This is a genomic window from Arthrobacter sp. BPSS-3, assembly GCF_044628475.1.
Taxonomy (GTDB): Bacteria; Actinomycetota; Actinomycetes; order Actinomycetales; family Micrococcaceae; genus Arthrobacter.
Window position 1 is genome coordinate 92,735 of sequence record NZ_JBIMMV010000007.1, and the last position, 25,968, is coordinate 118,702.

Sequence of the window (25,968 nt, forward strand, 5' to 3'; positions counted from 1 at the left end):
CCATGATGGAGCAGGCGGCGATCGAGGCGATCGCAGACGAACTGGTCGACGCCGGCCGGACCCGCACCCCGGTGCCCCGGCTGACGGCCCGGTACCCGGAGATGACGGTGGAGGACTCCTACGCCGTGCAGCGGCTCTGGCGGCGCCGCAACGAGGACGCCGGCAGGACCCTGGTAGGCCGGAAGATCGGCCTGACCTCCAAGGCCATGCAGGCCGCCACCGGCATCACCGAACCGGACTACGGGGCGATCTTCGATGACATGGTGCTGGAGACCGGCTGCTCCGTGCCGTGGGACCGGTACACCCACCCGCGGGTGGAGGTGGAGCTCGCCTTTGTGCTCAAGGACGGGCTCAAGGGCCCCGGCGTGACGCTCTTCGACGTGCTGCGGGCCACCGAATACGTGGTGCCGGCACTGGAGATCCTGGACTCCCGGATCGAGATGGAGGGACGGACCATCGTGGACACCATCGCGGACAACGCCGCGATGGGCGCCATGGTGGTGGGCGGCAACCCGGTGAAGCCGGGCGACGTCGACCTCCGCTGGGTCTCCGCCATCCTCTACAAGAACCAGACCGTCGAGGAAACCGGCGTCGCCGCCGGCGTCCTTGACCACCCGGCCAACGGGGTGCACTGGCTGGCGAACAAAATCGCCGCCCACGGGGACGCCCTGGAAGCCGGGGACATCATCCTGGCCGGGTCCTTCACCCGCCCGCTCTGGGTCTACCGGGGCGACACCGTCCACGCCGACTACGGACCGCTGGGAGCCGTGACATGCCGTTTCGACTAGAAGAAACCTTCCGCGACGCCCTCCACCGCCGGGCCGAAGGGGTCCGGCCCCTGGCGGGCATGTGGGTCTGCTCCGGCAGCCCGCTGATCGCCGAACTCTGCGCCGGGTCCGGCCTGGACTGGCTGCTGGTGGACGCCGAGCACAGCCCCAACGGGCTGGAATCGATCCTGGCCCAGCTCCAGGCCGTCCACGGCTACCCGGTCCACACCGTGGTCCGGCCGCCGGTCAACGACACCGTCCTGATCAAGCAGTACCTGGACCTGGGCGTGCAGAACCTGCTGATTCCCATGGTCAACTCCGCGGCGGAGGCCGAAGCCGCGGTAGCCGCCACGCGCTACCCGCCGCAGGGAGTCCGCGGGGTGGGCTCCGCCCTTGCCCGCGCCGCGCGCTGGAACCGGGTCCCGGACTACCTCGCCCGGGCCGGGGACACCATCAGCGTCACGGTCCAGATCGAGTCCACGGCCGCCGTGGACGCGGTGGCGGACATCCTCGCCGTCGACGGTGTGGACGCCATCTTCCTGGGCCCCTCGGACCTCGCCGCCTCGATGGGGCTGCTGGGACAGCAGGAACATCCCGACGTCGTCGCCGCCGTCGAACGCTGCCTCGCCGCGGCGCGGGAGGCCGGGAAACCCACGGGCGTCAACGCCTTCAGCCCGGCGACGGCGGACCGCTACCGGGCGGCCGGAGCTGCCTTCATCCTGGTGGGCGCCGACGTCGCGCTCCTGGCCCGGGGTTCCGAGGCGCTCGCCGCCCGGTTCTGCGTGGACGGCCCTTCTGGAGAACACACGGGGGCGGACGACGGCGCCGCGGCGGGCGGCGGGACGGCCAGCTACTGAGGCCGCCGGAGGGGCCGCCGGAGCCCGCAAATTTTACGGCGGCCCTAAACTTTTCGGTGAGGAATACCGGCCGAAAATCCGCGGAATACCGGGGTACGCTGGGAGCTGATCCGGGCCCGACGAGGCCACATCCAGCCAGGAGTTTTTCCGTGTCCCAGCACGCACCATCCAACCAAAACCACGCCCACGGCGACGCCCGGCCGGCCGGCTCCGGCCACACCCCGGCAGCGTCGATGACGGAGCACAAGCCCGCCGACATCCGGCGCTGGCGCCAGTACCTGGCCGACGAACGCGCCGAGGCCCGCGTCTACCGGGAACTGGCCCAGAACCGCAGCGGCGAGGAACGCGCCATCCTGCTGGCCCTGGCCGAGGCCGAGGGCCGGCACGAGGCGCACTGGCTGCAGCTGCTCGGCGAGCACGCCGGCCGGCCGCGTCCGGCGTCGCTGCGCAGCCAGCTGCTGGGCTTCCTGGCCCGGCACTTCGGCTCGGTGTTCGTCCTGGCCCTGGCACAGCGGGCCGAGAGCCGCTCCCCCTACGCCAACGACCCGTCCGCAACCCCGGCCATGGTCGCGGACGAGCAGATCCACGAGGAGGTGGTCCGGGGCCTGGCAACCCGCGGCCGCAACCGGCTCGCCGGCAGCTTCCGCGCCGCCGTGTTCGGCGCCAACGACGGACTGGTTAGCAACCTCTCCCTGGTCATGGGCATGGCGGCGTCCGGCGTCGGCAGCTCCGTGGTGCTGCTCAGCGGCGTCGCGGGCCTCCTGGCCGGTGCGCTGTCCATGGGCGCCGGCGAGTTCATTTCCGTCCGCTCCCAGCGTGAGCTGCTGGCCGCCACCCGGCCCACCCAGATCACCCTCGCCGCTGCGCCATCCCTGGACATCGAGCACAACGAACTCGTCCTCGTCTACCTGGCCCGCGGCATGTCCCGGGAGGCCGCCGAGCACCGCGTCGCCGAGCGGATGGGCCTGCTGGACTGCGACTGCGATCCGAGCCTCTCGCTCCAGCCGGAACTGCCCGAGGCCGAGGACCAGCACGAGGCCGTCGGCACGGCCTGGGGCGCGGCGGCCTCGAGCTTCTGCTTCTTCGCCTCCGGCGCGATCATCCCGATCATCCCGTTCGTCCTGGGCATGACCGGCATCGGCGCCCTGGTGGTCTCCGCCGGCCTGGTGGGCATCGCGCTGCTGCTGACCGGCGGCGTCGTGGGCCTGCTCTCCGGCACCTCCCCGGTCACCCGCGGCCTGCGCCAGCTGGCGATCGGCCTGGGCGCCGCCGCCGTCACCTACCTGCTGGGCCTGGTCTTCGGCGCGGTGGTCGGCTAGTGGAAGACCCGGGCCCCCGGAACCGGCCGCCGCGGCACAGCCGTGCCGCCGGCGGCTTCCGGGCGGCCCGGAACCTGGCGGCCGTCGCGTTCATCGCGGTGGCCGCTTTCGCTACCGCCGGGCTGGTCTACAACGATCCCCGGCTGACCGAGCTGCTGGGGCTCTCCCACGACTCCACCGCCCGACGCGTGCCGGGGACCGGGCTGGGTACCGGGCCCGGCGCCGTCGGACACGCCACGGCCAGCAGCCCCGCCCGGCAGGCCGGGGTCCCGGCCGACGGCACGGCCATGGCCGTCCCGCCGCCCGGCTACGAGGAACAGGACCAGCCCCTCGGCCAGGCCCGAAAACCCGCGGCGGCCAGCAGCTCCTTCAAGTTCCTGGCCACGAACCCGGACGGCGGCCCCGTGGGCTACTCGCCCTGCCGGCCGCTGCACTACGTGGTCAACGCCGCCCTGGCCCCGGCCGGCGCGGAACGTTTGGTGGAGGATGCCATCGCCGCCGTCGCCGCCGCGACCGGGATCAGGTTCGTCAGCGACGGCTCCACCACCGAACTGCCGTCCCAGACCCGTGCCCCCTACCAAAAGGACACCTACGGCGACCACTGGGCACCCCTGCTGATCGCCTGGACGACGCCGGCGCAGGCACCCCAGCTCGACGGTCCGGTGATCGGCACCGGCGGCAGCACGCACTTCAGCTTCGGGGGCGGTCCCAAAACCTACGTCACCGGCAGCCTGGAACTGGACGCCCCGCAGATCACCGAGGAGCTGCGGCGCGGCGACGGGTCCGCCTACGCCACCGCCGTCATCCTGCACGAGCTGGGCCACGTGATGGGCCTGGAGCACGTCACCGACCCAAACCAGTTGATGTATCCGGAGATCGGCGCCCCGGACGGACTGGCCGCCGGCGACCTGAACGGCCTCTATGAACTCGGCCGGGTGCCCTGCCGCAAGGATCTCTAGGCCGGCTCAGGCGTCCAGGACGGCCAGCGCTTCCTCGACGGTGTCCACCAGGAAGACCCGCCGTTCCATCCGCCGGCCCGAGGCGATGCTCTGCAGCAACGGCCACGCCGGGTAGCGTCGCAGCCAGTGCTCCCGCCCCACCAGGACCATGGGCGTGATGGTCTCCGGCGCGGCGTAGTAGTTTTCGCAGGCATCCTGGAAGATCTCCTGGATGGTGCCGCCGGAGCCTGGCAGGAAGACGATCCCGCCGTTGCACAGCTCCAGCAGGACCGCCTCGCGGATGGAGTTCGCGAAGTACTTGGCGATGTGGGTGGCGAAGTAGTTGGGCGGTTCGTGGCCGTAGAACCAGGTGGGGACGCCCAGCGACGGCGTCCCGTCCGGGTGGCGCTCGACGACGGCGGCGGCCGCCCGGGCCCAGGCCGACACGGACGGGCGGAAGCCGGGAACCGCGGCCAAGTCCCCCAGCGCCTGCCGGAAGTCGGAGTCGGCCGCGCCGCTGAGGTAGGCGCCCAGGTTGGCGGCCTCCATGGCGCCCGGTCCGCCGCCCGTGGCCACCAGCCGCCCCGCGCGGGCCAGCAGCCGCCCAAGCAGCGCGGCCTCCGTGAAGCCGGCCGCTCCCCGGGTGGCCGTGTGGCCGCCCATCACCCCCACCAGGGTCTTTCCGCGGACCACATCGGACCGGGTGAACTCGTCGAGGGCGTCCCCGATCGCGTGGTCGTGGAGGGCGGCGGCCAGCGTGGCATCGAGCCGGCGGCGCTGCCCGGAGTGGATGCTCCAGTGGTAGATCCGCGCGTCCGGAGTGTCCTCGTAGGGGGTGTCCGCGATGCCGGCGTAGAGCTCCTCCGGGGTGTAGAGCGTTCCGCGGTACGGATCGAACGGGACCTTTTCCAGCCGGGGAAAGATCAGTGCGCCGCCGGCCCGAAGCATGGCCTCGACGCCGTCGTCGAAGGTGCAGCCGAGGAAGACGGCGCCCTGGACGTCGGCGGCCTCCAACACCGCGCGCCGGCCGCGCAGGTCCAGGGACTGCAGGTGCCAGCCATGCAGGGACCGGGCGCCGCCGGACAGCAGCCGGTCGAAGCTCTCCAGGCTCTCGACCTCAAGGGTGCGGGGGCTGGGGTGCAGGCTGCGGGCGGCGCTCATCCGGCGCTACGCCCGGGCGTCCGGGGCGGGAACGTCCCGGGGTGCGCGGGCGGCCAGGTACCGGTCCAGCCGGAGCAGGGTCTGCTCCAGGTTCGCCGGATGCCGGCGCAGGTACCCGGCCAAGCGCAGCAGAAACCGGCCGCGCACCGGGCGGGCGTCCCACTGTTCGGTCACCAGGGTCCCCTGGACGCCGGCCTCGGTGGCCGGTTCCAGCAGGTACCGCCAGATGTGGCCGTAGAAGTGCCGCCACGCGATGCGCCAGCCCTCCTCGAACTCGCAGATGGTGTTGAGGATCTTGTAGTCCACACCGATCTTCATCTCCATGCCGAACCTGGCGCCCGGACCCAACCGTTCCGGGCCGCGCGGCTGGGCGCCCTTGACCGTGCCCGAACCGTCGATCTCGCTGTGCAGCGCGGGCGTGGCGAGGACCTCGAAGATCTCCTCCGGTGAGGCGGCGATGAAGCGGCTGCGGGAGATCAGGTACCGGTTGTTCATCCGGCCATCCTAGCCTCCGGCGCGCGCGGGACGGGCACCGCGGCGGGGCCCGGAACGTGGTGCAGAATGAGGCATGCAGATTCCGTCTTCCTCCGCCGGCGGTCCCCGCATCGGGGTGCCCGTCCGGCTCAGCAGTTCCTCCGATCCGGACCCCAGGGTGGGCGAGGCCAACGAGCTCTTCGACTACATCGTGGCCCTGCTGCGCGAGGCCGGTGGCGAGCCGGTGCTCCTGACCGATGCGGAGGGCGTGAGCGGACTCGACGGCGTCATCCTGCCCGGCGGCGGGGACCTCGACCCTGTCCTCTACGGGGAGACCGACGGCGGCACGTGCTACGACGTGAACGCCGGCCAGGACCGGCTGGACCAGGCGGTGGCCCGGGCGGCGATGGAGGCCGGTGTGCCGCTGCTGGGCATCTGCCGGGGCCACCAGCTGCTGAACGTGCTCTACGGCGGCACCCTGGTCCAGGACATGGACCCGGGCGCGGTGCCGCACCGGGAGGCCGGCCCGTCCGGCGCTCCGGACCACGATTCCGGGCCGTGGGCCTGGCACGACGTGGACATCGTGGCCGGATCGAAGGTCGCCGCCCTGTACGCGGGCTGGAATCCCGAGCGGGTCCGGATCGCCTCCGGACACCACCAGGCCGTCGCCCGGGTGGGCGACGGCCTGGTGGTCACGGCTCTCGCCGACGACGGGACCGTGGAGGCACTGGAGGATCCGGCGCGCTGGGTGGCCTCGGTGCAATGGCACCCCGAGGCCGCCGAACTTCCCGAGGCCGAGCGGCTGGCGCCGTTCGCGGCGTTCGTGGCAGTCTGCCGGCATCGGGTGCCGGCAGACCGGGCGGGAGCCTAGCCCCGGCCCGCGGCCACCGGCTCCGCGGTTTCCGCGGCGGCGGCGCCGTCGTCGTTCATGGCGTCGCTCTTCGTGTCCCCGCTCCGCGCGGGGACGTTCCGTGCCCGCTTCGCGGCGCCGGCGGCGGCGACGGCCATCACCACGAGCCCGGCCAGCGTGGTGGCCGCGCCCGCCCAGATCGGGGAGGTGTAACCCAGGCCGGCGGTGATGGTGAAGCCGCCCAGCCAGGCGCCCAGGGCGTTGCCGACGTTGAACGCGCCGATGTTGGCGCCCGAGGCCAGCGTGGGGGCGCTGTCCGCGTACTTCATGACGCGCATCTGCAGGCCGGGGACGGTGGCGAAGCCGAAGCCGCCCAGCAGCACCATGGAGGCGATGGTCATCGGCTGGTTGGCGGCAGTGAGGGCGAAGCTCACGAGCACCACGACGAGGGCAGCGAGCACCACCAGCAGGGTGCGGTCCACGTTCCGGTCGGCGGCCTTGCCGCCGATGGTGTTGCCGATGAACAGTCCCACGCCGAAGACGATCAGCAGCCACGGGACGGTCGCGGCGGAGAAGCCGGTGACCTCGGTCAGCGTGAAGGCGATGTAGGTGAAGGCGCCGAACATGCCGCCGTAACCCAGGATGGTGACCAGGATGGACAGCCAGACCTGTCCGGACCGGAAGGCACGGAGCTCACCGTGCAAACCGCCTGCGGTAGAACCAGCGCCGGTGTCGCCGGCACCGGTCCGCGGGACCAGAGCCAGGATGCCGGCCAGTGCCAGGACCCCGATGACGGTGATGGCCCAGAAGGTGGAGCGCCACCCCGCCGCCTGGCCCAGCATGGTGCCGAAGGGGACGCCCAGGACGTTCGCGGCGGTCAGGCCGGTGAACATGATGGCGATGGCGCCGGCCTTCTTGGTGGGCGCGACCATGCTGGCGGCGACCACCGCGCCGATGCCGAAGAAGGCACCGTGCGCGAGTGCGGCGATGATCCGGCCCACCATCATGACGGTGTAGCCGGGTGCGAGGGCGGAGATGAGGTTGCCGGCAATGAACAACACCATCAGGGCGGCCAGCACGGGCTTGCGCTCGAACCGGGTCACGGCGGCGGTCAAGGCCAGCGCCCCCACGACGACGGCGAGCGCGTACCCGGAGATGAGCCAGCCGGCGACCGCCTCGGTGACGTGGAAATCCGCGGCGACCTGCGGCAGCAGGCCCATGATGACGAACTCGGTGAGTCCGATTCCGAACCCGCCGAGGGCGAGTGCTATCAGGCCGATAGGCATGGATGACTCCTTCGAAAACTGTACTGAAAGTGGGGGGACGCGTAAGCTATTAGTTGCAGACGCGTTATTTATTGTTGCACACGCAACTATAGCGCGCAAGCAACTACTTTGGGTCGGCCGGGCACTCGACGGTGCCGCGGACGGTCCGATTGGGAAAGGAAGCACGCGAATGGGCATCAAGGACGACGCCGTGGAGGTCCGCGCACAAGGCTGGCGCACCCTCGCGGCCCTGCATGGACTGATCGAGACGGAGCTGGAACGGGCCCTGCAGGCCGAGGCGAAACTCTCGGTCGTCGAGTACACAGTTCTGGACGCACTCAGCCGCCAGGACGGCTGGCACATGCGGATGCAGCAGCTCGCCCGCGCGACCGCACTGAGCGCGAGCGCCACCACCCGGCTGGTAAACCGGCTGGAGGACCGGGGCCTGCTGACCCGGATCCTCTGCGATGACGACCGCCGCGGCATCTATACCGAACTCACGGCCAGCGGCATCGCGCTCCTGGAGCAGGCCCGGCCGGTCCACGACGGCACACTGGAGCGCGCCCTGGCGGCGGCGCAGGACATCCCGGAACTCGCCCCACTGGTGGATGCCCTCCCCCGGCTGCACGCCGTCGCCTGAGTCCGGGGAGGGAAGCGGCCCGGAGAGCCGGTCCCGCTCGAGGTATCCGCCACTCCGGGTCTGGCGCATGCGCGCCCGCGGCGGTACCTTTAAACAACCACCTGGTTGATCAAGCGATGAGTTGACTACTTCCCGCTGACCACTCGATGGCATGCCACGCACCGCGGCTGCACCTCCGGCTTTGAGGGGGCACTTCATGGTCCACGACGACGACCAGCTCGACTCCGCCTTCCTGGCGCTGGCCGATCCCGTCCGCCGCAGGATCATCGCCCGGCTCAGCCGGGGGCCGGCCACGGTGAATGAACTGGCGGAACCCTTCGCGATCACCAAGCAGGCGGTCTCGAAGCACATCCAGGTCCTCGAACAGGCGGGGCTCGTCACGCGCACACGCGACGCCCAGCGCCGGCCCGTCCACCTGGACCCCGCGCGGCTGGAGGCACTCACCGCATGGATCGACCAGTACCGGCTGGTCCGCGAGGAGCAGTTCCGCAGCCTCGACGCCGCGCTCCACACCCAGGCCGCAGCACGCGGCACCCAGGCAAAGGACTCATCATGAGCAACGCCCTGAAACTCAGCGTCCCGGAAGGGTTGCCCTTCATCGACTTCGAACGGGACTTCGACTTCCCCGTGGCGGACGTGTTCCGCGCCCACAAGGACCCCGCCCTGATCGTGCAGTGGCTTGGCCCGCGCGGGATGAGCATGGAGGTGGACCACTACGACTTCCACACCGGCGGCAGCTACAGCTACACCCACACCGGGCACGACGGCGTCCCGCACGTTTTCAGCGGCGTCTTCCACACGGTCCGGGAGAACGAGTTCGCCATTCAGACCTTTGAATTCGACGGCTACCCGGACGTGGTCAGCATCGAATTCATGACCTTCACGGATCTCGGCGGCGGCCGCACCCGGCTCAGCGCCCATGCGGTCTACCCCAGCATGGAGGCCCGGGACGGCATGGCCCAGTCCGGGATGGAAGGCGGCGTCAGCGAGGGCTACGAGCGGCTCGAGGAACTGCTGGCCGGCGCCACGGCCTGAGGGGCCGGACGAACCCGCCCTAGCAGCACTCGAAGTCGGTCAGTACCCGGACCTTGGCCGCCGACGCGGACGACGGATCGAAGGTGTAGCCGATCCACTCGGCGGCCAGCCGGCGCGCGAGTTCGATGCCGACGACGCGCTGGCCCATGGTCAGGACCTGGCAGTCGTTGGACAGAATGGAGCGTTCCACGGAGAACGAGTCGTGGGCGGCGGTGGCGCGGATTCCCTCGACCTTGTTCGCGGCGATCGCCACCCCGATGCCTGTCCCGCAGAACAGGATGGCCCGGTCGGCGGCGCCGTCGCGGATCATTTCGCCGGCGGCGATGCCGACGTAGGGGTAGGGCCGGGTGAAGTCGTCGGGGTCGTCGCCGCGGCGGACGCCGATGTCGATGACCTCGCTGACCCGCGGGTCCTTGCGCAGGTCTTCCAAGACCCGGTCCTTGTAGTCCACGCCGGCCTCGTCCGCGCCCACGATCAGTCGCAGTCCCATGCTGTGCTCCTTCGATGTCATTGTCCGGCTCCCGCAGCGGCGGGGGTGGCGGTGCTGATGGTGAGGTGCGGGCCCATGACGCCGAAGACCATGGCCAGGGAGGTGGCACCGGGGTCCGCGGTGCCGAGGCTCTTCCCGGCCAGCGGGCGGGCCCGGCCCTTGAGGGGCAGCAGGTCTGCAGTAGCCTCCGCCGCCGAGGCCGCTTCGCCGGCCGCCGCCTGCCAGGCCCGGCCCGGGTCGGCGCCGTCCTCCACCGCGCGGGTGAAGGAGGCGGCGAACGGCAGGAGCGCGTCCACCATGGTCTTGTCGCCGGGTTCGGCCTTGCCGAGCTGGACGATGCGGTCCGCGAACGCCGTCACGGCAGATGCGACGGCGGCGGCGTCGGGGGCGGCGGTGTTTCCCACCGCCTCGCCGAAGGCGCGCAGGCCCGCGCCCCAGAGCACCCCGGAGGTCCCGCCGGCTTTGTCCGCCCAGGCGTCGCCGGCGGCGGCGAGGACGTCGCCCGCTCCCGCCCCATGGTCGAAGGCCTCGGCGGCGGCGGAAACGGCGGCGTCGATGCCGCGGACCATGCCGCGGCCGTGATCGCCGTCGCCGGCGACGGCGTCCATCCGGCCCAGCCGTTGCTCGGCCCCATGCAGGGTTGATTGGGCCGCCGTCAGGGCCTCGATGCAGGACGCCGCGAAGCCACGGGAGGCGTCGGCTGCCTCAAACGATGCGGGCCCGGCGCCGGCGTCGTCCGTGTCCTCATCGGCGGCAGGCCCGGACCCGGCCGCCACCGCACCACGGCGGAACGCCGGCGTTTCCGCCGCCGCCGTCCACAGCGGCTCCAGCTCCTGGTCCAGCCAGGTGACCGTGAGCGATACCCCGGCCATGTCCAGGCTGGTAACCAGCTCGCCGACCTCCGGCATGACCAGGGTGTGCCCCGCGGCGCGGAGCAACGGCGCGACGGCACCCCAGAGCACAAAGAGCTCCTCGTGCTTGGTGGAGCCGAGCCCGTTGAGGATGACGGCCAGCCGGTCCCCCGCCCCCTCGGGCTTCTCCGCCAGGACCCGGGCCACCAGTTCCCGGCCCAGCTCCGCGGCCGACGGCAGGTCCGTATCGTGCAGCCCCGGTTCACCGTGGATGCCCAGACCAAGTCCCATCTGGCCTGCGGGAAGGGAGAACAGCGGCTCCCCTGCACCCGGGAAGGTGCAGCCGCCGAACGCGCTGCCGATAGTCCGCGTCAGGTCGTTCGCCTTGCGGCCCAGGCGGACCACCTCGGCCAGGGTGGCGCCGGCGTCCGCGGCCGCACCCATCACCTTGAAGACGGTGAAGTCGCCGGCGATGCCCCGGCGCTTAGCCGCCTCCGCCGCGGGGGCACTGGCAATGTCGTCCGTCACCAGGACGTTCTCCACGGCGATCCCCTCGGCGGCCAGGCGGTCACTGGCCAGGCCGAAGTTCATCACGTCCCCGGCGTAGTTGCCGTAGGCGAAGACGACGCCGGCGCCGGATTCGGCGGCCTTCGCCACCGAGTAGGCCTGCTGGGCGGATGGTGAGGTAAAGATGTTCCCCACCACGGCGCCGTCGGCCAGACCCGCGCCGATCAACCCGGCGAAGGCAGGGTAGTGGCCCGAGCCGCCGCCGGCGAGGACGGCGACCTTCGGCTGCGCCGGGCGTCGCCGGCGGACGGCTCCGCCGGCAACCGGCCGGACCAGGTCCGCGTGGACGTCGCAGAAGCCGGTCAGGGCTTCCTCGGCGAATGCTGAGGGGTCGTTGAAGATTTTCGTCATGGTGGTTCTCCGGCGTCCGGGTGGTCGGGTGGGCTAGGTGGCGGACTGCTAGTGCAGGTGGCTGCCGCCGTTGATGTCGATGGTCGTGCCGGTGAGGTAGGCGGAGTCCTCGGAGGAGAGGAAGGTGATGACGGAGGCGACCTCCTCGGTGCTGGCGTTGCGGCCCAGCGGGATCCCTGCGTTGATGGCCGCTTCCTGCTCCGCGGTGCTGCCCACCCGGATGTTGGTGTCGACGGCGCCGGGGGTAATGGCGTTGATGGTGACTCCGGTGGTGCCGAGCTCGCGGGCCAGGGCCTTGGTGAAACCGAGGATGGCCGCCTTGGCCGCGGAGTAGGGCACCTTCCCGAAGACGCCGCCGCCGCGCTGGGCGGAGACGGAGGACATGTTCACGATCCGGCCCCAGCCGTTGGCGATCATGTCCGGCAGGAAGGCCTTGGTGACCAGGTAGGTGCCGGTGGCGTTGACGTCCATGATCTTGTGCCAGAGCTCAAGGGTGGTCTCCAGGAACGGAACCGGCGAGGTGATTCCGGCGATATTGGCCAGGGCGCCGACCGGCGGGAGGTTCCCGGCAGCCACCTCGGCGGCGACGGCGGAATGCGCGGCGGTCACGGAGGCTTCGTTGGCGACGTCGATCTCGTGCCCGAAGGCGGGGACGTTGAAGTCGTTGCCGATCTCGGCGGCGACCTTGGCCGACTTCTCGCCGTCGAGGTCGAGGATCACCACCGCCCAGCCCTCCCGGGCGTAGCGGCGGGCGGTGGTGATGCCGATACCCCGGTCGGAGGTGGCTCCGGTGAGGACGGCGGTGCGCTGGATGGTGGTCATGGTGGTGCTCCTTGGGTGTGTGCAGGTCAGATGAGGTCGGTAATGAAGCTGGCCGCCTTGGCGGTGGCCGCGGGGCGTTCGTCGTTGGTGACGTCCCGGGTTTCCAACTCGAGGGAAAAGTGGCCGGCATACCCGTCGGCGGCGAGCCGCCGAAGTCCGCCGGCGAAGTCAGCGTCGCCGTTGCCGATACTGAGGTTGATGTTGCCCGGCACGGCGTCGCGCAGGTGGACGTGGCTGATCCGGTCCCGGTGCCGGTCCAGGTAGGCCTCGAGGTCCTCGCCCGCGGCGACGATGTGGCTGAAGTCCATGACGATCCCGACGCCGGAGCCCGCCAGCCGGTCAGCCAGCCGGCTGGCCCGGTCCAGGTTCCAGCAGAGCCGGAGGAAGTGCAGGGATTCGGTCCAGAGTTCGACGCCGAACCCGGCGGCCCGTTCGGCGGCGCCGGCGAGCCGGGCTGCCACGAGGTCGAGGTCCTGGTCCAGGCTGCCGCCGATGGGTGCGTGGCCCAGGGCGCCGCACGGGAGGACCAGGGCCGTGGCTCCGACGGCTGCGGTGAGGGTGAGCAGGGCGTCCAGGTGCCGGCGCCTCCGTCGCTCCCCCGCCGCGTTCAGGAGGGCATTCAGGTCACCGATGTCCCCGTTGACCGACCGGGTCCGGAGCCCGGAGCCGTTGACCGTGGCCGCGACCGCCGCCACCGCGGACGCGTCCAGGTCGTAGGGCACGTGGTCGCAAACGCCGGGCAGGGCGCCCAGGTCAATCTCCTCGAAGCCCAGGTCCCCCATGGTGGCCAGGGCCGGCCCGAGCTTCAGGTGCCGGAAGCTGATGGATGAGCATCCGAGTCTTGTGTGGAACATCGCTGGTCCTTTGATGTGCGGCTGTCGTAGTGACGGGCACCACTCTAGTCCCGTCTACTGTCGACAGTCAACCGTCATAGTTGACTGTTGACAGTGACCATGATGAAGGTCACACTTGCCATATCATTTGTTAACAGTCGACAGCGGCGGACCTCCTTCAGCCGCTTTTCGAAAGGGAACCACCATGAGCAAAGATGCTCTGAGCATGCGAGGCCCGGTCCACGGCACCAAGGACGCCCGGCGGGTGGCCATCGGATCCGGCGTGGGGGCCGTGATTGAGACGTACGACTTCATCGGTTTCGGCACAGCTGCGGCGCTGTACTTCGGCACCGCCTTCTTCCCCGGCACGGATCCGGTGACCGGCACCCTCGCTTCCTTCGCCACCCTCGGCGTCGGCTTCGCCGCCCGCCCGCTCGGCGGCATCATCGGCGGGCACCTCGGTGACAAGGTCGGCCGCAAACCCGTCCTCGTGGCCTCCCTCATCCTGATGGGCCTCGCCACCTTCGCCATCGGCCTGCTGCCCACCTACGCCGCGGTGGGGCTGATGGCTCCGGCGCTGCTGGTGTTCGTCCGCATCGTCCAGGGCCTGGCCTTTGGCGCCGAGTGGGGCGGGGCCATCCTGATGAGCTACGAGCACGCGCCGTGGAAGGCCAAGGGCAAGTACACCGGCATCGTCCAGGCCGGCTTCCCCGTCGGCCTGCTGCTGGCCAACCTGACGTTCCTCTTCAGCGTCCAGCTCGGCGGCGAACTCGCCTGGCGCATTCCGTTCCTGGCCAGCATCCTGCTGGTGGCCGTGGGCCTGGTCATTCGATCCAAGGTTCCCGAGTCCCCGGTCTTCGATGAGGTCAAGGACAGCGGGGCAATCGTGAAGGCCCCCATCGTGGAGGTCATCCGGACGGACTGGCGCAACATCGTCAAGGGCATCGGCCTCCGGATCGCCGAGACCGCCGGCTACGCCGTGTCCATCACGTACATGATTTCTTACCTCAACAGCCAGCACCTGGCGGATAAGAGCCAGACACTGATCGCTCTCTGCATTGCCTCGGCCATCGGCATCTTCGCCACCCAGGCCTGGGCGGCGCTGACCGACCGGATCGGCCGCCGCCCGCTCTACGTCTGGTCCACCGCCTTCGCGGCCCTGTTCGCGATCCCGATGTTCCTGCTGGTCAACACCGGCCTATTCATCGCCATCATCCTCACCATCGTCATCTCCTACGCGGTGTGCCAGAACTCGCTGGCCGGCGCCCAGGGCGCCTGGTTCCCGGAGCTCTTCCAGGCCAAGACCCGCGCCTCCGGTGCCAGCCTGGCCTACCAGATCTCCGCCATGGTCTCCGGCTTCACCCCGTTCATCACCACCCTGCTGTTCGTCAGCTTCGGCTGGATGGGTCCCGCGCTGCTCTTCGGTGCCTACGCCCTGATCGGCCTCTGGGCCGCGATAGCCACCCGCGAAACCTGGGGCAAGCGGGAACGCGAACTGGCCGACGAGGCCACCAAAAGCACCCCCAGCACCGTCAACGCCTGAATGACCGGCACGGACCACACCACCACGGAGTCAGCAATGCCTACAGAAACCCTCCAGGACGCCGTCCCTCCGGGACAACCACAACAGGGACAACCACAGCAGGGCCAAACACCGCAGCGACACACACCGACCACCGCGGTGAGCGCCGAGCGGGCGCAGAAGATCGCCGCCGCCGCCTACCGGATCCGGCACCACGCCCTCATGATGGGCGAGGTACAGGGCCAGGGCTACGTCGGCCAGGCCCTCGGTGCCGCCGACATGCTCGCCACCGTCTACCGCGACCAGCTCCGGTTCCGGCCCGAGGACCCGCATTGGGAAGCCCGCGACCGCTTCCTGCTCTCCACCGGCCACTACGCGATCGGTCACTACGCGGCCCTGGCCGAGGCCGGAGTCGTCCCGGTCGAGGAACTGGAGACCTATGGCTCGGACGACTCGCGGCTGCCCATGTCCGGGATGTCCACCTACACCCCGGGGATGGAAATCTCGGGGGGCTCCCTGGGCCACGGCCTGACCATCGCCGTCGGCATGGCCCTGGGCCTGCGCTACCAGGGGTCCACCGCCCGGATCTTCAACTTCCTCTCCGACGGGGAGCTGGATGAGGGCTCCACCTGGGAGGCCGCCATGGGGGCGCACCACCACCAGCTGGGCAACCTCACGGCCATGGTCGACATCAACGCCCTGCAGGCGGACGGCAAGACCGACACGGTGCTCCGCACCGAACCGGTCACCGAGAAGTGGGAAGCCTTCGGCTGGTACACCCAGCGGGTGGACGGCAACGACGTCGGCGCGCTGCTGGCGGCGTTCGACAACGCCGCCGCCCAGGCCGCCGCCGTCGGACGCCCCTCCGTCATCCTGTGCGACACCAAGGTGGGCCGCGGAGTCCCGCTGCTGGAGAACCGCGAAAAGGCGCACTTCATGCGCATCGAGGAACACGAATGGCAGATCTGCCGCGAGCAGCTCACCGCCGGATACGAAGGAGAAGCGTCAGCATGAGCACCACCACCCCTGCCGCCCCGGCGTCCGCGGCCGGCACGGCCAAACCGAAACTGAAGACCTCGGCCATGATCGCCTCCTTCGCCGACCCGGGCCAGAAGACCGCCAGCGCCCCGTTCGGGCACGCCCTGGTCAAGGCCGCACAGGAGAACGACAGGATCGTGGGCCTCACCGCAGACCTGGGCAAATACACAGACATGCACATCTTCGCCCAGGCGTTCCCCGAACGGTTCTTCCAGCTGGGCATGGCCGAGCAGTTGCTCTTCGGCGCCGCGGCCGGCCTGGCCGAGACCGGGCTGGTCCCCTTCGCCTCGACGTATTCGGTGTTTGCCGCCCGCCGCGCCTACGATTTCCTGTGCCTCGACGCGGCCGAACCGAACCTGAACGTCAACATCGTCGGCGGCCTGCCGGGCCTGACCACCGGCTACGGCCCCAGCCACCAGGCCACCGAGGACATGGCAATCTTCCGCGGCATGCCGAACCTGACCATCGTGGACCCCTGCGATTCGGTGGACATCGAGCAGGCCGTCCCGCAGCTGGCCGGCTCGGACGGGCCCACCTACCTGCGGTTGCTGCGCGGCAACGTGCCCACGGTGCTGGATGAGTACGGCTACACCTTCGAGCTGGGCAAGGCCAAGGTGCTGCGCGGCGGCAACGACGTCGTGTTCGTCTCCTCCGGCCTGATGACCATGCGGGCGCTGCAGGCGGCGAAGGCGCTGGCGGCGCACAATGTGGACGTCGCCGTCGTCCATACCCCGACGATCAAGCCGTTCGACGCCACCACCGTCCTCACGGAAATCAACACCGATCGGCTCGCCGTGACGCTGGAGAACCACTCGGTGGTGGGCGGGTTGTTTGAAACGGTGGCCTCCGCCGTCGTCACCGCGGGGCTCGGCAAGCGGGTGGTTCCGATGGCCCTGCCGGATCAGTTCCTCGACGCCGGCGCGCTGCCCACCCTGCACGAGCGCTACGGCCTCGCGGTGGACCGGATCGTTGCCAAGGTGCTGGCGGAACTCGGCTGATACCCGGCCGGGACAAGGGGCACGGAGTCGGGAGGTCCCGATCCGTGCCCCTTGTCGTACTATCGGAGCACAGGCAACTGTAGACAGTCGACCATTAACACAGAGGACCACCCCATGACCGGAGCATCCACCTCCCTCCCCCTCCTCGGGCTGGAGAAGAAGAGCCTGCGGGAACAGGCCGTGTCCTCCCTGCGCACCGCCATTACCAGCGGCGACCTGGAGCCGGGCCGGCATTTGGTCGAAACCGAGCTCTCCGAGATGCTGCACATCAGCCGCGGAACGTTGCGGGAGGCGCTGCGGCAGCTGGAGCAGGAGGGTCTGCTCTCGGCGGGCCCGCGGGGCCGGCTGTCCGTCCGCCACCTGGACGAGAAGGAAATCCGGGACATCTACGCCGTCCGCGCGGCGCTGGAAAGCCTGGCCGCCCGCAGCCTCTGCGAACTCCATGACCGCGAGCAGGTGATCGCTGCGCTGCGGACTGCGGTCGACGCCATGCGCACCGCCGAGGCGGAAGGGCTGCAGGCCCGGGTGGAGCGGGACCTCGACTTCCACCGCACCCTCTGCCGCCTCACCGGCAACGAAACCCTGCTGCACACCTGGGAATCCCTGGAAGGATCCATCCGGATGTCCATCATGTTCGCCGGCCTGGATAAGGGCGTGCGGAACATGAGCGTGGACCGGCACCACGACATCGTCGCCGCCATCGAGACCGGTGACGCGTCGCTGGCCCGGAAAACCATCCGCGAGCACATGGACCAGGCGGCCGACAACCTGGTCGGCTAGGACCCGCCGCTTAAACCACAAACGCGGGGCCACCCCGGCCCGCCCGGCGAAACCGGACGGGCGGGGTGGGCCCCGCGTTGTGGTGCTGTGGCCTAGAGCGCGGCGAACACTTCGCGCAGCAGCTTGGCGGTCTCGGACGGCGTCTTGCCGACCTTCACGCCGGCAGCCTCGAGGGCTTCCTTCTTGGCCTGCGCCGTACCCGCGGAGCCGGAGACGATGGCGCCTGCGTGGCCCATGGTCTTGCCCTCGGGGGCGGTGAAGCCGGCCACGTAGCCGACAACCGGCTTGGTGACGTGGGCCTTGATGTAGTCGGCCGCACGCTCCTCGGCGTCGCCGCCGATTTCGCCGATCATGACGATCGCCTTGGTCTCGGGGTCGGCCTCGAAGGCCTCGAGGGCGTCGATGTGGGTGGTGCCGATGACCGGGTCCCCGCCGATGCCGATGGCGGTGGAGAAGCCCAGGTCACGCAGTTCGTACATCATCTGGTAGGTCAGGGTGCCGGACTTGGAGACCAGGCCGATCGGGCCCTTGCCGGTGATGTTGGCCGGGGTGATGCCGACCAGGGCCTCGCCGGGGGTGATGATGCCGGGGCAGTTCGGTCCGATGATGCGGGTGACCTGCTTGCCGTTGGCGTCCACCTTGGACTGGGCCAGGGCCCAGAATTCGGCGGAGTCCTGAACCGGAACGCCCTCGGTGATGACGACGACCAGGCCGATGCCGGCCTCGATGGCCTCGACGACGGCGTCCTTGGTGAAAGCCGGCGGCACGAAGACGATGGAGACGTCGGCGCCGGTCTCCGCCATGGCTTCCTTGACGGTGCCGTAGACGTTGATTTCCTTGTCGCCGTGGACGACGGTGGTGCCGGCCTTGCGGGCGTTGACGCCGCCGACGACGTTGGTGCCGGCCTTGAGCATCAGGGCGGTGTGCTTGGTGCCTTCGCCGCCGGTGATGCCCTGGACGATGACCTTGGAGTCCTTGTTGAGGTAGATAGACATGTCGCGTCCCTTACTTCGCTGCGTTGGCGAGCTCGGCGGCCTTGTCGGCGCCCTCGTCCATGGTGGCGGCCAGGGTAACCAGCGGGTGGTTGGCCTCGGCCAGGATGCGGCGGCCTTCCTCGACGTTGTTGCCGTCGAGGCGGACGACCAGCGGCTTGTTTGCGGAGGAGCCCAGTTCGGCGAGAGCGCCGACAATGCCCTTGGCGACGGCGTCGCAGGCGGTGATGCCACCGAAGACGTTCACGAACACGGCCTTGACCTGCTCGTCGCCGAGGATGACGTCCAGGCCGGCGGCCATGACCTCGGCGGAGGCTCCACCGCCGATGTCCAGGAAGTTGGCGGGCTTGACGTTGCCGTGCTTCTCGCCGGCGTAGGCGACGACGTCGAGCGTGGACATGACCAGGCCGGCACCGTTACCGATGATGCCCACCTCGCCGTCGAGCTTGACGTAGTTCAGGTCCTGCGCCTTGGCCTTGGCCTCCAGCGGGTCCGCTGCGTCCTTGTCCTCCAGGGCGGAGTGCTTCGGGTGGCGGAAGTCGGCGTTCTCGTCCAGCGAGACCTTGCCGTCCAGGGCGACGATGTCGCCGGCGCCGGTCTTGACCAGCGGGTTGACCTCGACCAGGGTGGCGTCTTCCTTCTTGAAGACGTCCCAAAGCTTGAGGATCACGGCGGCGACCTTGCCGCGCAGTTCCTCGGCGAAGCCGGCGGCGTTGACGATTTCGTCGGCCTTGGCCTGGTCGATGCCGACGGCCGGGTCGATGGCAACCTTGGCCAGCGCTTCCGGGCGTTCGACGGCGAGCTGCTCGATTTCCATGCCGCCCTCAACCGAGCACATGGCCAGATAGTTGCGGTTGGCGCGGTCCAGCAGGACGGAGAAGTAGAATTCCTCGGCGATGTCGGCACCCTGGGCGATCATCACCGTGTTGACGGTGTGGCCCTTGATGTCCATGCCGAGGATGTTGGTGGCGTGTTCCAGAGCCTCGTCGGCGGTCTTGGCGACCTTAACGCCGCCGGCCTTTCCGCGGCCACCGACCTTAACCTGTGCCTTGACGACAGTTACGCCGCCGATCTTCTCGGCAGCTGCCTTTGCTTCTTCAGGGGTGTGCGCCACGATGCCAGCAAGCACGGGTACACCGTGCGCCTCGAACATATCGCGCGCCTGATATTCAAACAGGTCCACGGTTTAGTGTCCTTCTACGTCGAAGTAGTTTCTGTACAGCCGCTCGCCGCGGATTCGCGGTGACCGGGCTGCGGATTAAAGGCACCCTGCGACAGGTCCGGAGACGAGCCGCACGACGCAATGCTCCTTGTGGAACTCTAGTCCTTTGGAGCGGGCAGCCCGACCCACAGTACAGGTTATGTGAGTAACGACACTATTCTATTGAGCGTAGAAAAACCCCTACATTACGGGGATTTTGAGGCCTTCGGAGCCGCCGCGGAGGGCGTCGCGCCGGGTCCCTTAATGAGCTCGTAACGGTCGCGGGAGACGAAGAAAGCGACCTGCGCGGAGACGTTTCCGCAGGCCACGCCACCGTCGTAGGCGGAGCAGCGCAGGCCGTTCCGCTCCACGTTGCCGCCCTCCGGCAGGACCGCCAGCTGGGAGATCGGCCCGGTGGGGCTCCCCTTTGGCCCGTATTCGGCCTCCTGGGCGGTGACGCCGGAGCGGCATTCACCGTAGACGGCCTTGTCCGGGGTGAGCAGCGCCGTGCCGCCGAGGTAGCCCAGCCCGGTGCCGGCGCAGTCATCGGTGATGTCCTGGGCGGCGGGGCGGGGGTAGGCGGAGAGTTCGCAGTGCGCGACGGGGACGGTGGCCAGCTTGGCGTTGGCCGGCGCGGTGAAGCTGTTGGGCTCGTAGGGGAGGTTGATGCTGGTGCCCCGGGCCGAGGTGAGGCTGCAGGCGACCGTGTGGTCCGCGGTCACGAAGCTGACGGCGTCCGTGCCCGCCCCGAGGGTGGCCGGGTCCGTCAGCGGCGCCTGGCGGAGCTGCTCGAGGACCGGCAACGGCGCCGGCGGGACGTAGTCCGGGTCCTGCCGGGTGACGCTGCAGCCACTGGCCGCGAGCAGCACCAGGACGGCGAGGGCGGCCTGCTTGGTTCGACGCATGGGCTTCATTATGCCAATCACGGGAGCCGGCGCCGGGCGGAGCCCCGCCGGACGGTGGCGCCGGTCAGGCCGTGATCTTGGTCAGCGGCGCGTAGCGGAGCAGGAGGCGCTTCTCCCCCACCGCGAAGGTCACCTTCGCGACGGTCTTGTCCCCGGCGCCCTCGACGGCCAGCACGGTGCCGTCGCCGAAGCTCGTGTGATTGACCCGGTCCCCCACGCTGACGGCCACGATCTCCTTCTGCGGCTGGACCCGGTTCCGGGCGATCGCCGCCGGGACATCCGCATTAAAACCGGCAGCGGAGTCGGCCCCGGTGCCGCGGGCTGTGCCCGCGCCCCAGAAGGATCCGCTGTAGCGGCTGGAGCCGATGGACCCGCCGCCCCAGCTGGCCGCCTGGTGGCTGGTACCCTCGCGTTTCCACTCGACCAGTTCGGCCGGGATCTCCTCGATGAACTGGCTGGCGGGGTTGTACTGGCTCTGCCCCCACATGTTCCGGACCTCGGAGCGGGTGAGGTAGAGCCGCTTCCGGGCCCGGGTCAGGCCCACGTAGGCGAGCCGGCGTTCCTCCGCCAGTTCTTTGGGGTCCGTGGCCGAACGCTGGTGCGGGAAGAGTCCGTGCTCCATGCCGGTGAGGAACACCACCGGGAACTCGAGACCCTTGGCGGTGTGCAGGGTCATCAGGGTGACCACGCCGAGCCGCTTGGCCTCGGCAACGGCGGCGTCAATGTCCGCCCCCGGGGCGTCCGGGATCTGGTCCGCGTCCGCTACCAGGGAGACCTGCTCCAGGAAGGCACCGAGCGAGCCCTCGGGGTTGTCGCGTTCGTATTCACGGACGACGGCGACCAGTTCGGCGAGGTTTTCGACCCGGGATTCGTCCTGTGGGTCCGTGCTGGAGCGCAGGGTGGCGAGGTATCCGGTCTGTTCCAGCACCGCCTCGAGCGCCGCGGCCGCACCGGAGCCGGCGGCCACCTCCGCCAGGTCATCCAGCATCTTCACGAAGCCAAGGACCGCATTCACGGAGCGGGTGGCCATGCCCGGCGCCTCGTCGGCCCGGCGGGCGGCGGCCATGAAGGAGGTGCGGTCGCGCTGGGCCAACGAGGCGATGGCACCCTCGGCCCGGTCGCCGATGCCGCGCTTGGGCTCATTGAGGATGCGGCGGAGGTTGACGTCGTCGTCGGAGTTGACCAGGACGCGCAGGTAGGCCAGGGCGTCCTTGATTTCCTTGCGCTCGTAGAAGCGGGTGCCGCCGACCACCTTGTAGGGAAGGCCGACGCGGACCAGGACGTCCTCGATGGACCGGGACTGGGCGTTGGTGCGGTAGAAGATCGCGACGTCGCCGGGCCGGAGGTTGCCCTCGTCCTGCAGCCGATCGATCTCCTTGGCGATGAACTGGGCCTCATCGTGCTCGTTCTCACCCACGTAGCCGACGATCTTCTCGCCGTCGCCCTCGGCCGTCCAGAGCCGCTTCTCCGGCCGGTTGGGGTTGCGGGAGATGACCGCGTTGGCGGCGCTGAGGATGGTCTGGGTGGAGCGGTAGTTCTGCTCCAGCTTGATGGTGCGCGCGTCCGGGTAGTCCTTCTCGAACTCCACGATGTTGCGAATGTCCGCCCCGCGGAAGGCGTAGATGGACTGGTCCGAGTCGCCCACCACCGTCAGTTCCGCCGCGCCGTCGCCCTCGCCGACGATCTCGCGGACCAGGGCGTACTGGGCGTGGTTGGTGTCCTGGTACTCGTCCACCAGCACGTGCCGGAAGCGGCGCCGGTAGGAATCCGCGAGCGCCGGGAAGGCCCGGAACATGTAGACGGTCTCGGCGATCAGGTCGTCGAAGTCCATGGCGTTGGCCTGGCGCAGGCGCTGGGTGTACCCCTTGAAAACCTCCGCCACGGCCTGTTCGAACGGGTCGTTGTGGTTGGCGCTGGAGGAGTAGCTGTCCGCGTCGATCAGTTCGTTCTTGAGCGCGGAGATCTTGTGCTGGATGGCCTTGGGCGCGAACTTCTTGGGGTCCAGGTCCAGGTTCTTGGCCACCAGGGTGATCAGGCGGAGCGAGTCGGCCGAGTCGTAGATGGAGAAGTTGGAGTTCAGGCCCACGTTGGCGGCCTCGCGGCGCAGGATGCGGACGCAGGAGGAGTGGAACGTGGAAATCCACATGGTTTTTGCCCGGCCGCCGACGAGTGCCTCGATCCGCTCGCGCATCTCGGCGGCGGCCTTGTTGGTGAAGGTGATGGCCAGGATCTCGCCGTGGTGCGCACGCCGGGTGGCGATCAGGTAGGCGATGCGGTGGCTGAGCACCCGGGTCTTTCCGGACCCCGCTCCGGCCACGATCAGCAGGGCGCCGCCGGCGTGCTTGACGGCCTCTTCCTGCTGCGGGTTGAGGCCTTGGAGGAGCTCCTCGGCACTGGGCAGCCGGTGCCGTTCGCCGTCGGCATGGCCCTGTCCGCCGTCGCCCCCGTGGCCGTGCGCCAGGGCGGGCATCCCGGTGCCGGCGCCCGCGTGAGCCGCCGCTTTCGCGGGCGCGCCCGGGGTCGCAGCTGCTTGGAAGGGTCCGTCGGCGTAGGGGTCAAACAACATATCCATGGTGTTAACAAGTCTAGGTGGTGCCACCGACGGTGAGGTTCGGGGCTACTGCACGGACCCCCGCTGGAGCGCGGCGCGGAGCTCCCGCACCGCCGTCGCTCCCCCGGCGATGAACCACTCGAGCCCGTTGACGCGGACGACGTCGGTGCTGCCGCCGGCCGCCCGCACGATCGCCTGGCCGGGCAGCCAGTCCCATTCCGGGCAGCTGTGCTGGAACCAGCAGTCGAGTTCGCCGTCGGCCACGCGGGCCAGGTCGCAGGAGCCGGATCCGAACATCCGCAGCGATGCCGCGGAGACGGCGGCCGCGTGCCAGGGCATGGCGCACATCGGGTCCGCGAGCCAGGTGGGGTGGATGTAGGTGGCTGCACCCTGCTCCGCGAGGGGCGCCTGGTCCCTCGCCGGAGCTACTCCCTCGGGGGCGAAACCGGTCAGCCGCTCCCCGTTCAGGGTGGCGGGGTGGTCCGTGCCGCCGAGCCAGAGCTTATCCGCCTCGGGCTGGAAGATGGCCCCGAGGATCGGCCCGGTTGCGTCCTTGAGCGCCAGGGCGGAGCACCAGTAGCTGGAGCCGTGCAGGAAGTTGTAGGTGCCGTCCACCGGGTCGATCACCCAGGTCCGTCCGCTGGTGCCGGTCTTGGCGGCGCCCTCCTCGCCGAGGATGCCGTCCTCGGGCCGGCACCGCTGGAGCTGTTCGAGGACGTAGGCTTCCGCGGCGTGGTCGGCGGCGGTGACGACGTCGGACACGGAGGTCTTCTGGTGGCCTTCCAGCCCGGCGTGGCGCATCAGCAGGGCCAGGTTTCCGGCCTCCCGGACCAGCGCGGCCGCCAATTCGGCGTCGTCGAGGTCGGGGCTGAGGTCCGCGGCGCTGTGCCGTCCGAGCCGATGCCTGCCGAGGTCGCTGTGGCCGAAGTCGTTGCTGCCTGTTTCGCTCATTCGTTCAGCCTACCGGCGCCGGGCATAGGGGCGGGGTGCAGGGGCGATAATGGGTCCATGGCCAAAACACCCGCCCAGCGGCTCAAAAAACATGGCGCCAACGCTGCCCTCCCCCAGCATCAGCTGCCTCCGGTGATCAACCCCAGCACCTCCCGGACGCCGCAGAAAGCGCAGAGCAACGGCAACCTGATCCTGATCGCCGGGGTGGTGGCGAGCCTCTTCCTGTTTTGGTACCTGCACCTCCTGACCCTGAACCAGTTGACCCAGCTCAGCGCCGGGCTGCCAATGCCCGATTCGCTGATCGGCGGCTTTGACCAGGGGTTCGTTGACCAGCTTCGCACGGCCATGGATAACGACGCCCGCGGACAGTTGAACTATGTGCATAAGACCGCCGGGACGCTCTTCCCGCTGATCTTCGGCTTCACCTGGCTGCTGTTGATCGGGGTGAACGTGGCCAGGAAGCCGCTGCGCTGGGCGTTCTGGGCACTGCCGCTGCTGTTTGCCGTGGTGCGGCTCTGGGGGAATGCCGCGATCGACGGCATGATGTCGGCCGGCACCCTCGACGGCGGCCAGGTGGCGCTCGCTTCCGCGCTCACGGTGGCCGGGTGGGTCCTGTTGCTGCTCAACCTGCTGGCCGGCGGCGCGGCCGTGTTCCTGAACCGTAAGTCGGCCCCGGCGCGCGGAGCTGCTGCCGACTAGTGCCGGCCGAAGCCGGCCGCACGCCACAGCCGTGACCACAGTGACACGGGGCCCAGTTCGACGGCGATGAACTCCCTGGCCTGCTCGGCGCGCAACTTTGCGCCTGCATTCTCGAAGTGAGCGGCAGCCTTTTCGAGAGCACATCTCGCAGCACTCTTTTCACCAGTCTCCAACAAAGCCCTTCCGAGCAGGAAACAGGAGTCTCCGGTGTTTTGCGGCGTCATTCCTCCACTACGGCAGAGTTCCTGCAGCATTTCCGCCGCGGTCTGCGGATCGCCTGCCAGTAGAGTCCAATGCCCGCGGATAAGCCGCAGAAGGAGAAGGTCGTTCTCACTCCCTCCGATGATGTCCGTGGCCAGCTCGGCGCGTTCGATACACCGAAGTGTGTCTTCGTCGGCGACATTGGCTGCGAGCCGCATCGCCGCGGACGCTTTATTGAACTTCGCCCAGATGTCCAGGTCCCGCGCAGGGGAAAAAGTCGCCGCCGCCAGTTCGTGATAGCGCAGCCCTTCCGAGACCTTTTCGGAGAGGAACGCCACGTTGCCTATCACCCAATAGCCCTTGCCCGCTTGTTGCTCATCGACCTCGTCGGAGATGACGGAGGCGAGGATCTTACTCTCCCTCCATGCCTCATCCATTTGTCCGGCATCTGCCAAGGCAGCGATGAGCGCCTGGCGTGCTTTGACGTTGATATCGATGTGAGCCTCGTCGTCAGTGAGCACGACGGCCGCGCGTGCCTCTTCGGCAGCGAATTCAAGTAGACCTACGCCTTGGTTTGCGCGGGCCAAGAGAACGTGCGCGCGGGCTAAGTCGTGCGCCTGCCGGAACCCCGGTGCATCGGAAAGCAAATACTTGGCCAGCCCTGCACAGTCCTCAAATCGGTCGGCATCAAGGAGGTTCTCTGCTTGAAGGAACGTCATGTTCCACGAGGAAGTGTTGTCACCGTCTCGGTGTGCGATGTCCGCTGCTTCTCGCGCGCTGTCCGCCGCCTTTGCGAAGGCGTGATTGCTCCGATGCTCGTGCGCCTTGAGCTCGGCGGCGGCGTACAGCGGCGATACGGAGTGCATGAGACCAGTATCGAGTGCATTCGAAGAAAAAGGGGAACGCGGCA

General features: G+C 69.4%; 26 protein-coding genes. 13 read left to right on the plus strand and 13 right to left on the minus strand.

Annotation, left to right across the window (positions count from 1 at the left end):
• Positions 1 to 2: 2 nt before the first annotated feature.
• The 4 genes from hpaH (at position 3) to ACFVY3_RS12095 (ending at position 3,902) form a co-directional block, all read left to right on the plus strand.
• The gene (gene hpaH / locus ACFVY3_RS12080) at positions 3 to 788 is read left to right on the plus strand and encodes a 2-oxo-hept-4-ene-1,7-dioate hydratase (RefSeq protein WP_290258661.1); all 786 of its coding nucleotides are present in this window, start codon (positions 3 to 5) and stop codon (positions 786 to 788) included.
• Positions 773 to 1,624, plus strand: a complete 852-nt coding sequence (locus ACFVY3_RS12085) for an HpcH/HpaI aldolase/citrate lyase family protein (RefSeq protein ID WP_400159901.1) — start codon at positions 773 to 775, stop codon at positions 1,622 to 1,624. The genes hpaH and ACFVY3_RS12085 overlap by 16 nt, the downstream gene beginning before the upstream one ends.
• 233 nt (positions 1,625 to 1,857) lie before the next feature.
• Positions 1,858 to 2,943, plus strand: a complete 1,086-nt coding sequence (locus ACFVY3_RS12090) for a VIT1/CCC1 transporter family protein (RefSeq protein WP_400159994.1) — start codon at positions 1,858 to 1,860, stop codon at positions 2,941 to 2,943.
• A complete protein-coding gene (locus ACFVY3_RS12095) occupies positions 2,943 to 3,902 on the plus strand; it encodes a matrixin family metalloprotease (RefSeq protein WP_400159902.1) in 960 nt (319 codons plus the stop codon). Before ACFVY3_RS12090 ends, ACFVY3_RS12095 begins: the two co-directional genes overlap by 1 nt.
• Positions 3,903 to 3,908: 6 nt before the next feature.
• Here the strand turns inward: ACFVY3_RS12095 and ACFVY3_RS12100 are convergent, their stop codons facing one another.
• Both ACFVY3_RS12100 and ACFVY3_RS12105 read right to left on the minus strand, forming a co-directional pair.
• Positions 3,909 to 5,042, minus strand: a complete 1,134-nt coding sequence (locus tag ACFVY3_RS12100; protein WP_400159903.1) for an LOG family protein — start codon at positions 5,040 to 5,042, stop codon at positions 3,909 to 3,911.
• Positions 5,043 to 5,048: 6 nt separating this feature from the next.
• Positions 5,049 to 5,537: a polyketide cyclase / dehydrase and lipid transport gene (locus tag ACFVY3_RS12105; RefSeq protein ID WP_400159904.1), complete on the minus strand. Its 489-nt coding sequence runs from the start codon at positions 5,535 to 5,537 to the stop codon at positions 5,049 to 5,051.
• Between the two features lie 73 nt (positions 5,538 to 5,610).
• Here ACFVY3_RS12105 and ACFVY3_RS12110 point away from each other — a divergent pair, with 73 nt between their 5' ends.
• Positions 5,611 to 6,387: a gamma-glutamyl-gamma-aminobutyrate hydrolase family protein gene (locus ACFVY3_RS12110; protein ID WP_400159905.1), complete on the plus strand. Its 777-nt coding sequence runs from the start codon at positions 5,611 to 5,613 to the stop codon at positions 6,385 to 6,387.
• Here ACFVY3_RS12110 and ACFVY3_RS12115 read toward each other — a convergent pair.
• Positions 6,384 to 7,652 carry an MFS transporter gene (locus tag ACFVY3_RS12115; RefSeq protein ID WP_400159906.1) on the minus strand — a complete coding sequence of 423 codons (1,269 nt, stop codon included), beginning with the start codon at positions 7,650 to 7,652 and terminating at the stop codon, positions 6,384 to 6,386. The two genes, ACFVY3_RS12110 and ACFVY3_RS12115, sit on opposite strands and share 4 nt — an antisense overlap.
• A gap of 169 nt (positions 7,653 to 7,821) precedes the next feature.
• Here ACFVY3_RS12115 and ACFVY3_RS12120 point away from each other — a divergent pair, with 169 nt between their 5' ends.
• From ACFVY3_RS12120 to ACFVY3_RS12130, 3 genes are all read left to right on the plus strand, one after another.
• Positions 7,822 to 8,271 (plus strand): MarR family winged helix-turn-helix transcriptional regulator, encoded by a 450-nt coding sequence (locus tag ACFVY3_RS12120; RefSeq protein WP_400159907.1) that lies wholly within the window; start codon positions 7,822 to 7,824, stop codon positions 8,269 to 8,271.
• A gap of 196 nt (positions 8,272 to 8,467) precedes the next feature.
• A complete protein-coding gene (locus ACFVY3_RS12125) occupies positions 8,468 to 8,827 on the plus strand; it encodes a metalloregulator ArsR/SmtB family transcription factor (RefSeq protein WP_364138691.1) in 360 nt (119 codons plus the stop codon).
• Positions 8,824 to 9,306, plus strand: coding sequence for an SRPBCC family protein (locus ACFVY3_RS12130; RefSeq protein ID WP_400159908.1), 483 nt, complete (start codon positions 8,824 to 8,826; stop codon positions 9,304 to 9,306). The genes ACFVY3_RS12125 and ACFVY3_RS12130 overlap by 4 nt, the downstream gene beginning before the upstream one ends.
• A gap of 19 nt (positions 9,307 to 9,325) precedes the next feature.
• Here the strand turns inward: ACFVY3_RS12130 and ACFVY3_RS12135 are convergent, their stop codons facing one another.
• Genes ACFVY3_RS12135 through ACFVY3_RS12150 form a run of 4 tightly spaced genes read right to left on the minus strand, consistent with a single transcriptional unit; the run spans position 9,326 to position 13,241 of the window.
• Positions 9,326 to 9,796 carry an RpiB/LacA/LacB family sugar-phosphate isomerase gene (locus ACFVY3_RS12135; RefSeq protein WP_400159909.1) on the minus strand — a complete coding sequence of 157 codons (471 nt, stop codon included), beginning with the start codon at positions 9,794 to 9,796 and terminating at the stop codon, positions 9,326 to 9,328.
• 17 nt (positions 9,797 to 9,813) lie between these two features.
• Positions 9,814 to 11,565: a dihydroxyacetone kinase family protein gene (locus ACFVY3_RS12140; protein ID WP_400159910.1), complete on the minus strand. Its 1,752-nt coding sequence runs from the start codon at positions 11,563 to 11,565 to the stop codon at positions 9,814 to 9,816.
• 48 nt (positions 11,566 to 11,613) lie between these two features.
• Positions 11,614 to 12,387 (minus strand): SDR family NAD(P)-dependent oxidoreductase, encoded by a 774-nt coding sequence (locus tag ACFVY3_RS12145; protein WP_400159911.1) that lies wholly within the window; start codon positions 12,385 to 12,387, stop codon positions 11,614 to 11,616.
• 26 nt (positions 12,388 to 12,413) lie between these two features.
• Positions 12,414 to 13,241: a sugar phosphate isomerase/epimerase family protein gene (locus ACFVY3_RS12150; protein WP_400159912.1), complete on the minus strand. Its 828-nt coding sequence runs from the start codon at positions 13,239 to 13,241 to the stop codon at positions 12,414 to 12,416.
• Between the two features lie 184 nt (positions 13,242 to 13,425).
• On the opposite strand from ACFVY3_RS12150, the gene ACFVY3_RS12155 reads away from it, so the two are divergent.
• The 4 genes from ACFVY3_RS12155 to ACFVY3_RS12170 all read left to right on the plus strand — a co-directional run bounded on the left by ACFVY3_RS12155 (position 13,426) and on the right by ACFVY3_RS12170 (position 17,558).
• Positions 13,426 to 14,763 (plus strand): MFS transporter, encoded by a 1,338-nt coding sequence (locus ACFVY3_RS12155; RefSeq protein ID WP_400159913.1) that lies wholly within the window; start codon positions 13,426 to 13,428, stop codon positions 14,761 to 14,763.
• A gap of 36 nt (positions 14,764 to 14,799) precedes the next feature.
• The gene (locus tag ACFVY3_RS12160; protein ID WP_400159914.1) at positions 14,800 to 15,756 is read left to right on the plus strand and encodes a transketolase; all 957 of its coding nucleotides are present in this window, start codon (positions 14,800 to 14,802) and stop codon (positions 15,754 to 15,756) included.
• Positions 15,753 to 16,778, plus strand: a complete 1,026-nt coding sequence (locus ACFVY3_RS12165) for a transketolase family protein (protein ID WP_400159915.1) — start codon at positions 15,753 to 15,755, stop codon at positions 16,776 to 16,778. The genes ACFVY3_RS12160 and ACFVY3_RS12165 overlap by 4 nt, the downstream gene beginning before the upstream one ends.
• A 114-nt stretch (positions 16,779 to 16,892) precedes the next feature.
• Positions 16,893 to 17,558 carry a GntR family transcriptional regulator gene (locus tag ACFVY3_RS12170; RefSeq protein WP_364138709.1) on the plus strand — a complete coding sequence of 222 codons (666 nt, stop codon included), beginning with the start codon at positions 16,893 to 16,895 and terminating at the stop codon, positions 17,556 to 17,558.
• A gap of 92 nt (positions 17,559 to 17,650) precedes the next feature.
• On the opposite strand, the gene sucD is transcribed toward ACFVY3_RS12170, so the two are convergent.
• The 5 genes from sucD to ACFVY3_RS12195 form a co-directional block, all read right to left on the minus strand.
• On the minus strand, positions 17,651 to 18,553 hold the full coding sequence (gene sucD, locus ACFVY3_RS12175) for a succinate--CoA ligase subunit alpha (RefSeq protein WP_290258672.1): 903 nt from the start codon (positions 18,551 to 18,553) through the stop codon (positions 17,651 to 17,653).
• Between the two features lie 10 nt (positions 18,554 to 18,563).
• Complete coding sequence (sucC, locus tag ACFVY3_RS12180; RefSeq protein WP_290258673.1) at positions 18,564 to 19,733, minus strand: ADP-forming succinate--CoA ligase subunit beta; 1,170 nt, start codon at positions 19,731 to 19,733, stop codon at positions 18,564 to 18,566.
• Positions 19,734 to 19,957: 224 nt separating this feature from the next.
• Positions 19,958 to 20,665 carry a hypothetical protein gene (locus ACFVY3_RS12185; RefSeq protein WP_400159916.1) on the minus strand — a complete coding sequence of 236 codons (708 nt, stop codon included), beginning with the start codon at positions 20,663 to 20,665 and terminating at the stop codon, positions 19,958 to 19,960.
• Between the two features lie 55 nt (positions 20,666 to 20,720).
• On the minus strand, positions 20,721 to 23,228 hold the full coding sequence (gene pcrA, locus ACFVY3_RS12190) for a DNA helicase PcrA (protein WP_400159917.1): 2,508 nt from the start codon (positions 23,226 to 23,228) through the stop codon (positions 20,721 to 20,723).
• A 45-nt stretch (positions 23,229 to 23,273) separates the two neighbouring features.
• Entirely contained in the window at positions 23,274 to 24,158 is an 885-nt protein-coding gene (locus ACFVY3_RS12195; RefSeq protein ID WP_400159918.1) for an inositol monophosphatase family protein, read from the minus strand.
• Between the two features lie 57 nt (positions 24,159 to 24,215).
• Between ACFVY3_RS12195 and ACFVY3_RS12200 the strand changes: the two genes are divergently transcribed.
• Positions 24,216 to 24,857: a hypothetical protein gene (locus ACFVY3_RS12200; RefSeq protein ID WP_400159919.1), complete on the plus strand. Its 642-nt coding sequence runs from the start codon at positions 24,216 to 24,218 to the stop codon at positions 24,855 to 24,857.
• Here the strand turns inward: ACFVY3_RS12200 and ACFVY3_RS12205 are convergent.
• Positions 24,854 to 25,924: a hypothetical protein gene (locus tag ACFVY3_RS12205; protein ID WP_400159920.1), complete on the minus strand. Its 1,071-nt coding sequence runs from the start codon at positions 25,922 to 25,924 to the stop codon at positions 24,854 to 24,856. The genes ACFVY3_RS12200 and ACFVY3_RS12205 overlap by 4 nt on opposite strands.
• Between the last annotated feature and the right edge of the window lie 44 nt (positions 25,925 to 25,968).

Bases quoted from the DNA above. Each gene is read 5' to 3' on its own strand.
- hpaH (WP_290258661.1), top strand. From the start codon at position 3: ATGATGGAGCAGGCGGCGATCGAGGCGATCGCAGACGAACTGGTCGAC.
- ACFVY3_RS12085 (WP_400159901.1), top strand. From the start codon at position 773: ATGCCGTTTCGACTAGAAGAAACCTTCCGCGACGCCCTCCACCGCCGG.
- ACFVY3_RS12090 (WP_400159994.1), top strand. From the start codon at position 1,858: ATGACGGAGCACAAGCCCGCCGACATCCGGCGCTGGCGCCAGTACCTG.
- ACFVY3_RS12100 (WP_400159903.1), bottom strand. From the start codon at position 5,042: ATGAGCGCCGCCCGCAGCCTGCACCCCAGCCCCCGCACCCTTGAGGTC.
- ACFVY3_RS12105 (WP_400159904.1), bottom strand. From the start codon at position 5,537: ATGAACAACCGGTACCTGATCTCCCGCAGCCGCTTCATCGCCGCCTCA.
- ACFVY3_RS12110 (WP_400159905.1), top strand. From the start codon at position 5,611: ATGCAGATTCCGTCTTCCTCCGCCGGCGGTCCCCGCATCGGGGTGCCC.
- ACFVY3_RS12115 (WP_400159906.1), bottom strand. From the start codon at position 7,652: ATGCCTATCGGCCTGATAGCACTCGCCCTCGGCGGGTTCGGAATCGGA.
- ACFVY3_RS12120 (WP_400159907.1), top strand. From the start codon at position 7,822: ATGGGCATCAAGGACGACGCCGTGGAGGTCCGCGCACAAGGCTGGCGC.
- ACFVY3_RS12125 (WP_364138691.1), top strand. From the start codon at position 8,468: ATGGTCCACGACGACGACCAGCTCGACTCCGCCTTCCTGGCGCTGGCC.
- ACFVY3_RS12130 (WP_400159908.1), top strand. From the start codon at position 8,824: ATGAGCAACGCCCTGAAACTCAGCGTCCCGGAAGGGTTGCCCTTCATC.
- ACFVY3_RS12135 (WP_400159909.1), bottom strand. From the start codon at position 9,796: ATGGGACTGCGACTGATCGTGGGCGCGGACGAGGCCGGCGTGGACTAC.
- ACFVY3_RS12140 (WP_400159910.1), bottom strand. From the start codon at position 11,565: ATGACGAAAATCTTCAACGACCCCTCAGCATTCGCCGAGGAAGCCCTG.
- ACFVY3_RS12145 (WP_400159911.1), bottom strand. From the start codon at position 12,387: ATGACCACCATCCAGCGCACCGCCGTCCTCACCGGAGCCACCTCCGAC.
- ACFVY3_RS12150 (WP_400159912.1), bottom strand. From the start codon at position 13,241: ATGTTCCACACAAGACTCGGATGCTCATCCATCAGCTTCCGGCACCTG.
- ACFVY3_RS12155 (WP_400159913.1), top strand. From the start codon at position 13,426: ATGAGCAAAGATGCTCTGAGCATGCGAGGCCCGGTCCACGGCACCAAG.
- ACFVY3_RS12160 (WP_400159914.1), top strand. From the start codon at position 14,800: ATGCCTACAGAAACCCTCCAGGACGCCGTCCCTCCGGGACAACCACAA.
- ACFVY3_RS12165 (WP_400159915.1), top strand. From the start codon at position 15,753: ATGAGCACCACCACCCCTGCCGCCCCGGCGTCCGCGGCCGGCACGGCC.
- ACFVY3_RS12170 (WP_364138709.1), top strand. From the start codon at position 16,893: ATGACCGGAGCATCCACCTCCCTCCCCCTCCTCGGGCTGGAGAAGAAG.
- sucD (WP_290258672.1), bottom strand. From the start codon at position 18,553: ATGTCTATCTACCTCAACAAGGACTCCAAGGTCATCGTCCAGGGCATC.
- ACFVY3_RS12185 (WP_400159916.1), bottom strand. From the start codon at position 20,665: ATGAAGCCCATGCGTCGAACCAAGCAGGCCGCCCTCGCCGTCCTGGTG.
- pcrA (WP_400159917.1), bottom strand. From the start codon at position 23,228: ATGGATATGTTGTTTGACCCCTACGCCGACGGACCCTTCCAAGCAGCT.
- ACFVY3_RS12195 (WP_400159918.1), bottom strand. From the start codon at position 24,158: ATGAGCGAAACAGGCAGCAACGACTTCGGCCACAGCGACCTCGGCAGG.
- ACFVY3_RS12200 (WP_400159919.1), top strand. From the start codon at position 24,216: ATGGCCAAAACACCCGCCCAGCGGCTCAAAAAACATGGCGCCAACGCT.
- ACFVY3_RS12205 (WP_400159920.1), bottom strand. From the start codon at position 25,924: ATGCACTCCGTATCGCCGCTGTACGCCGCCGCCGAGCTCAAGGCGCAC.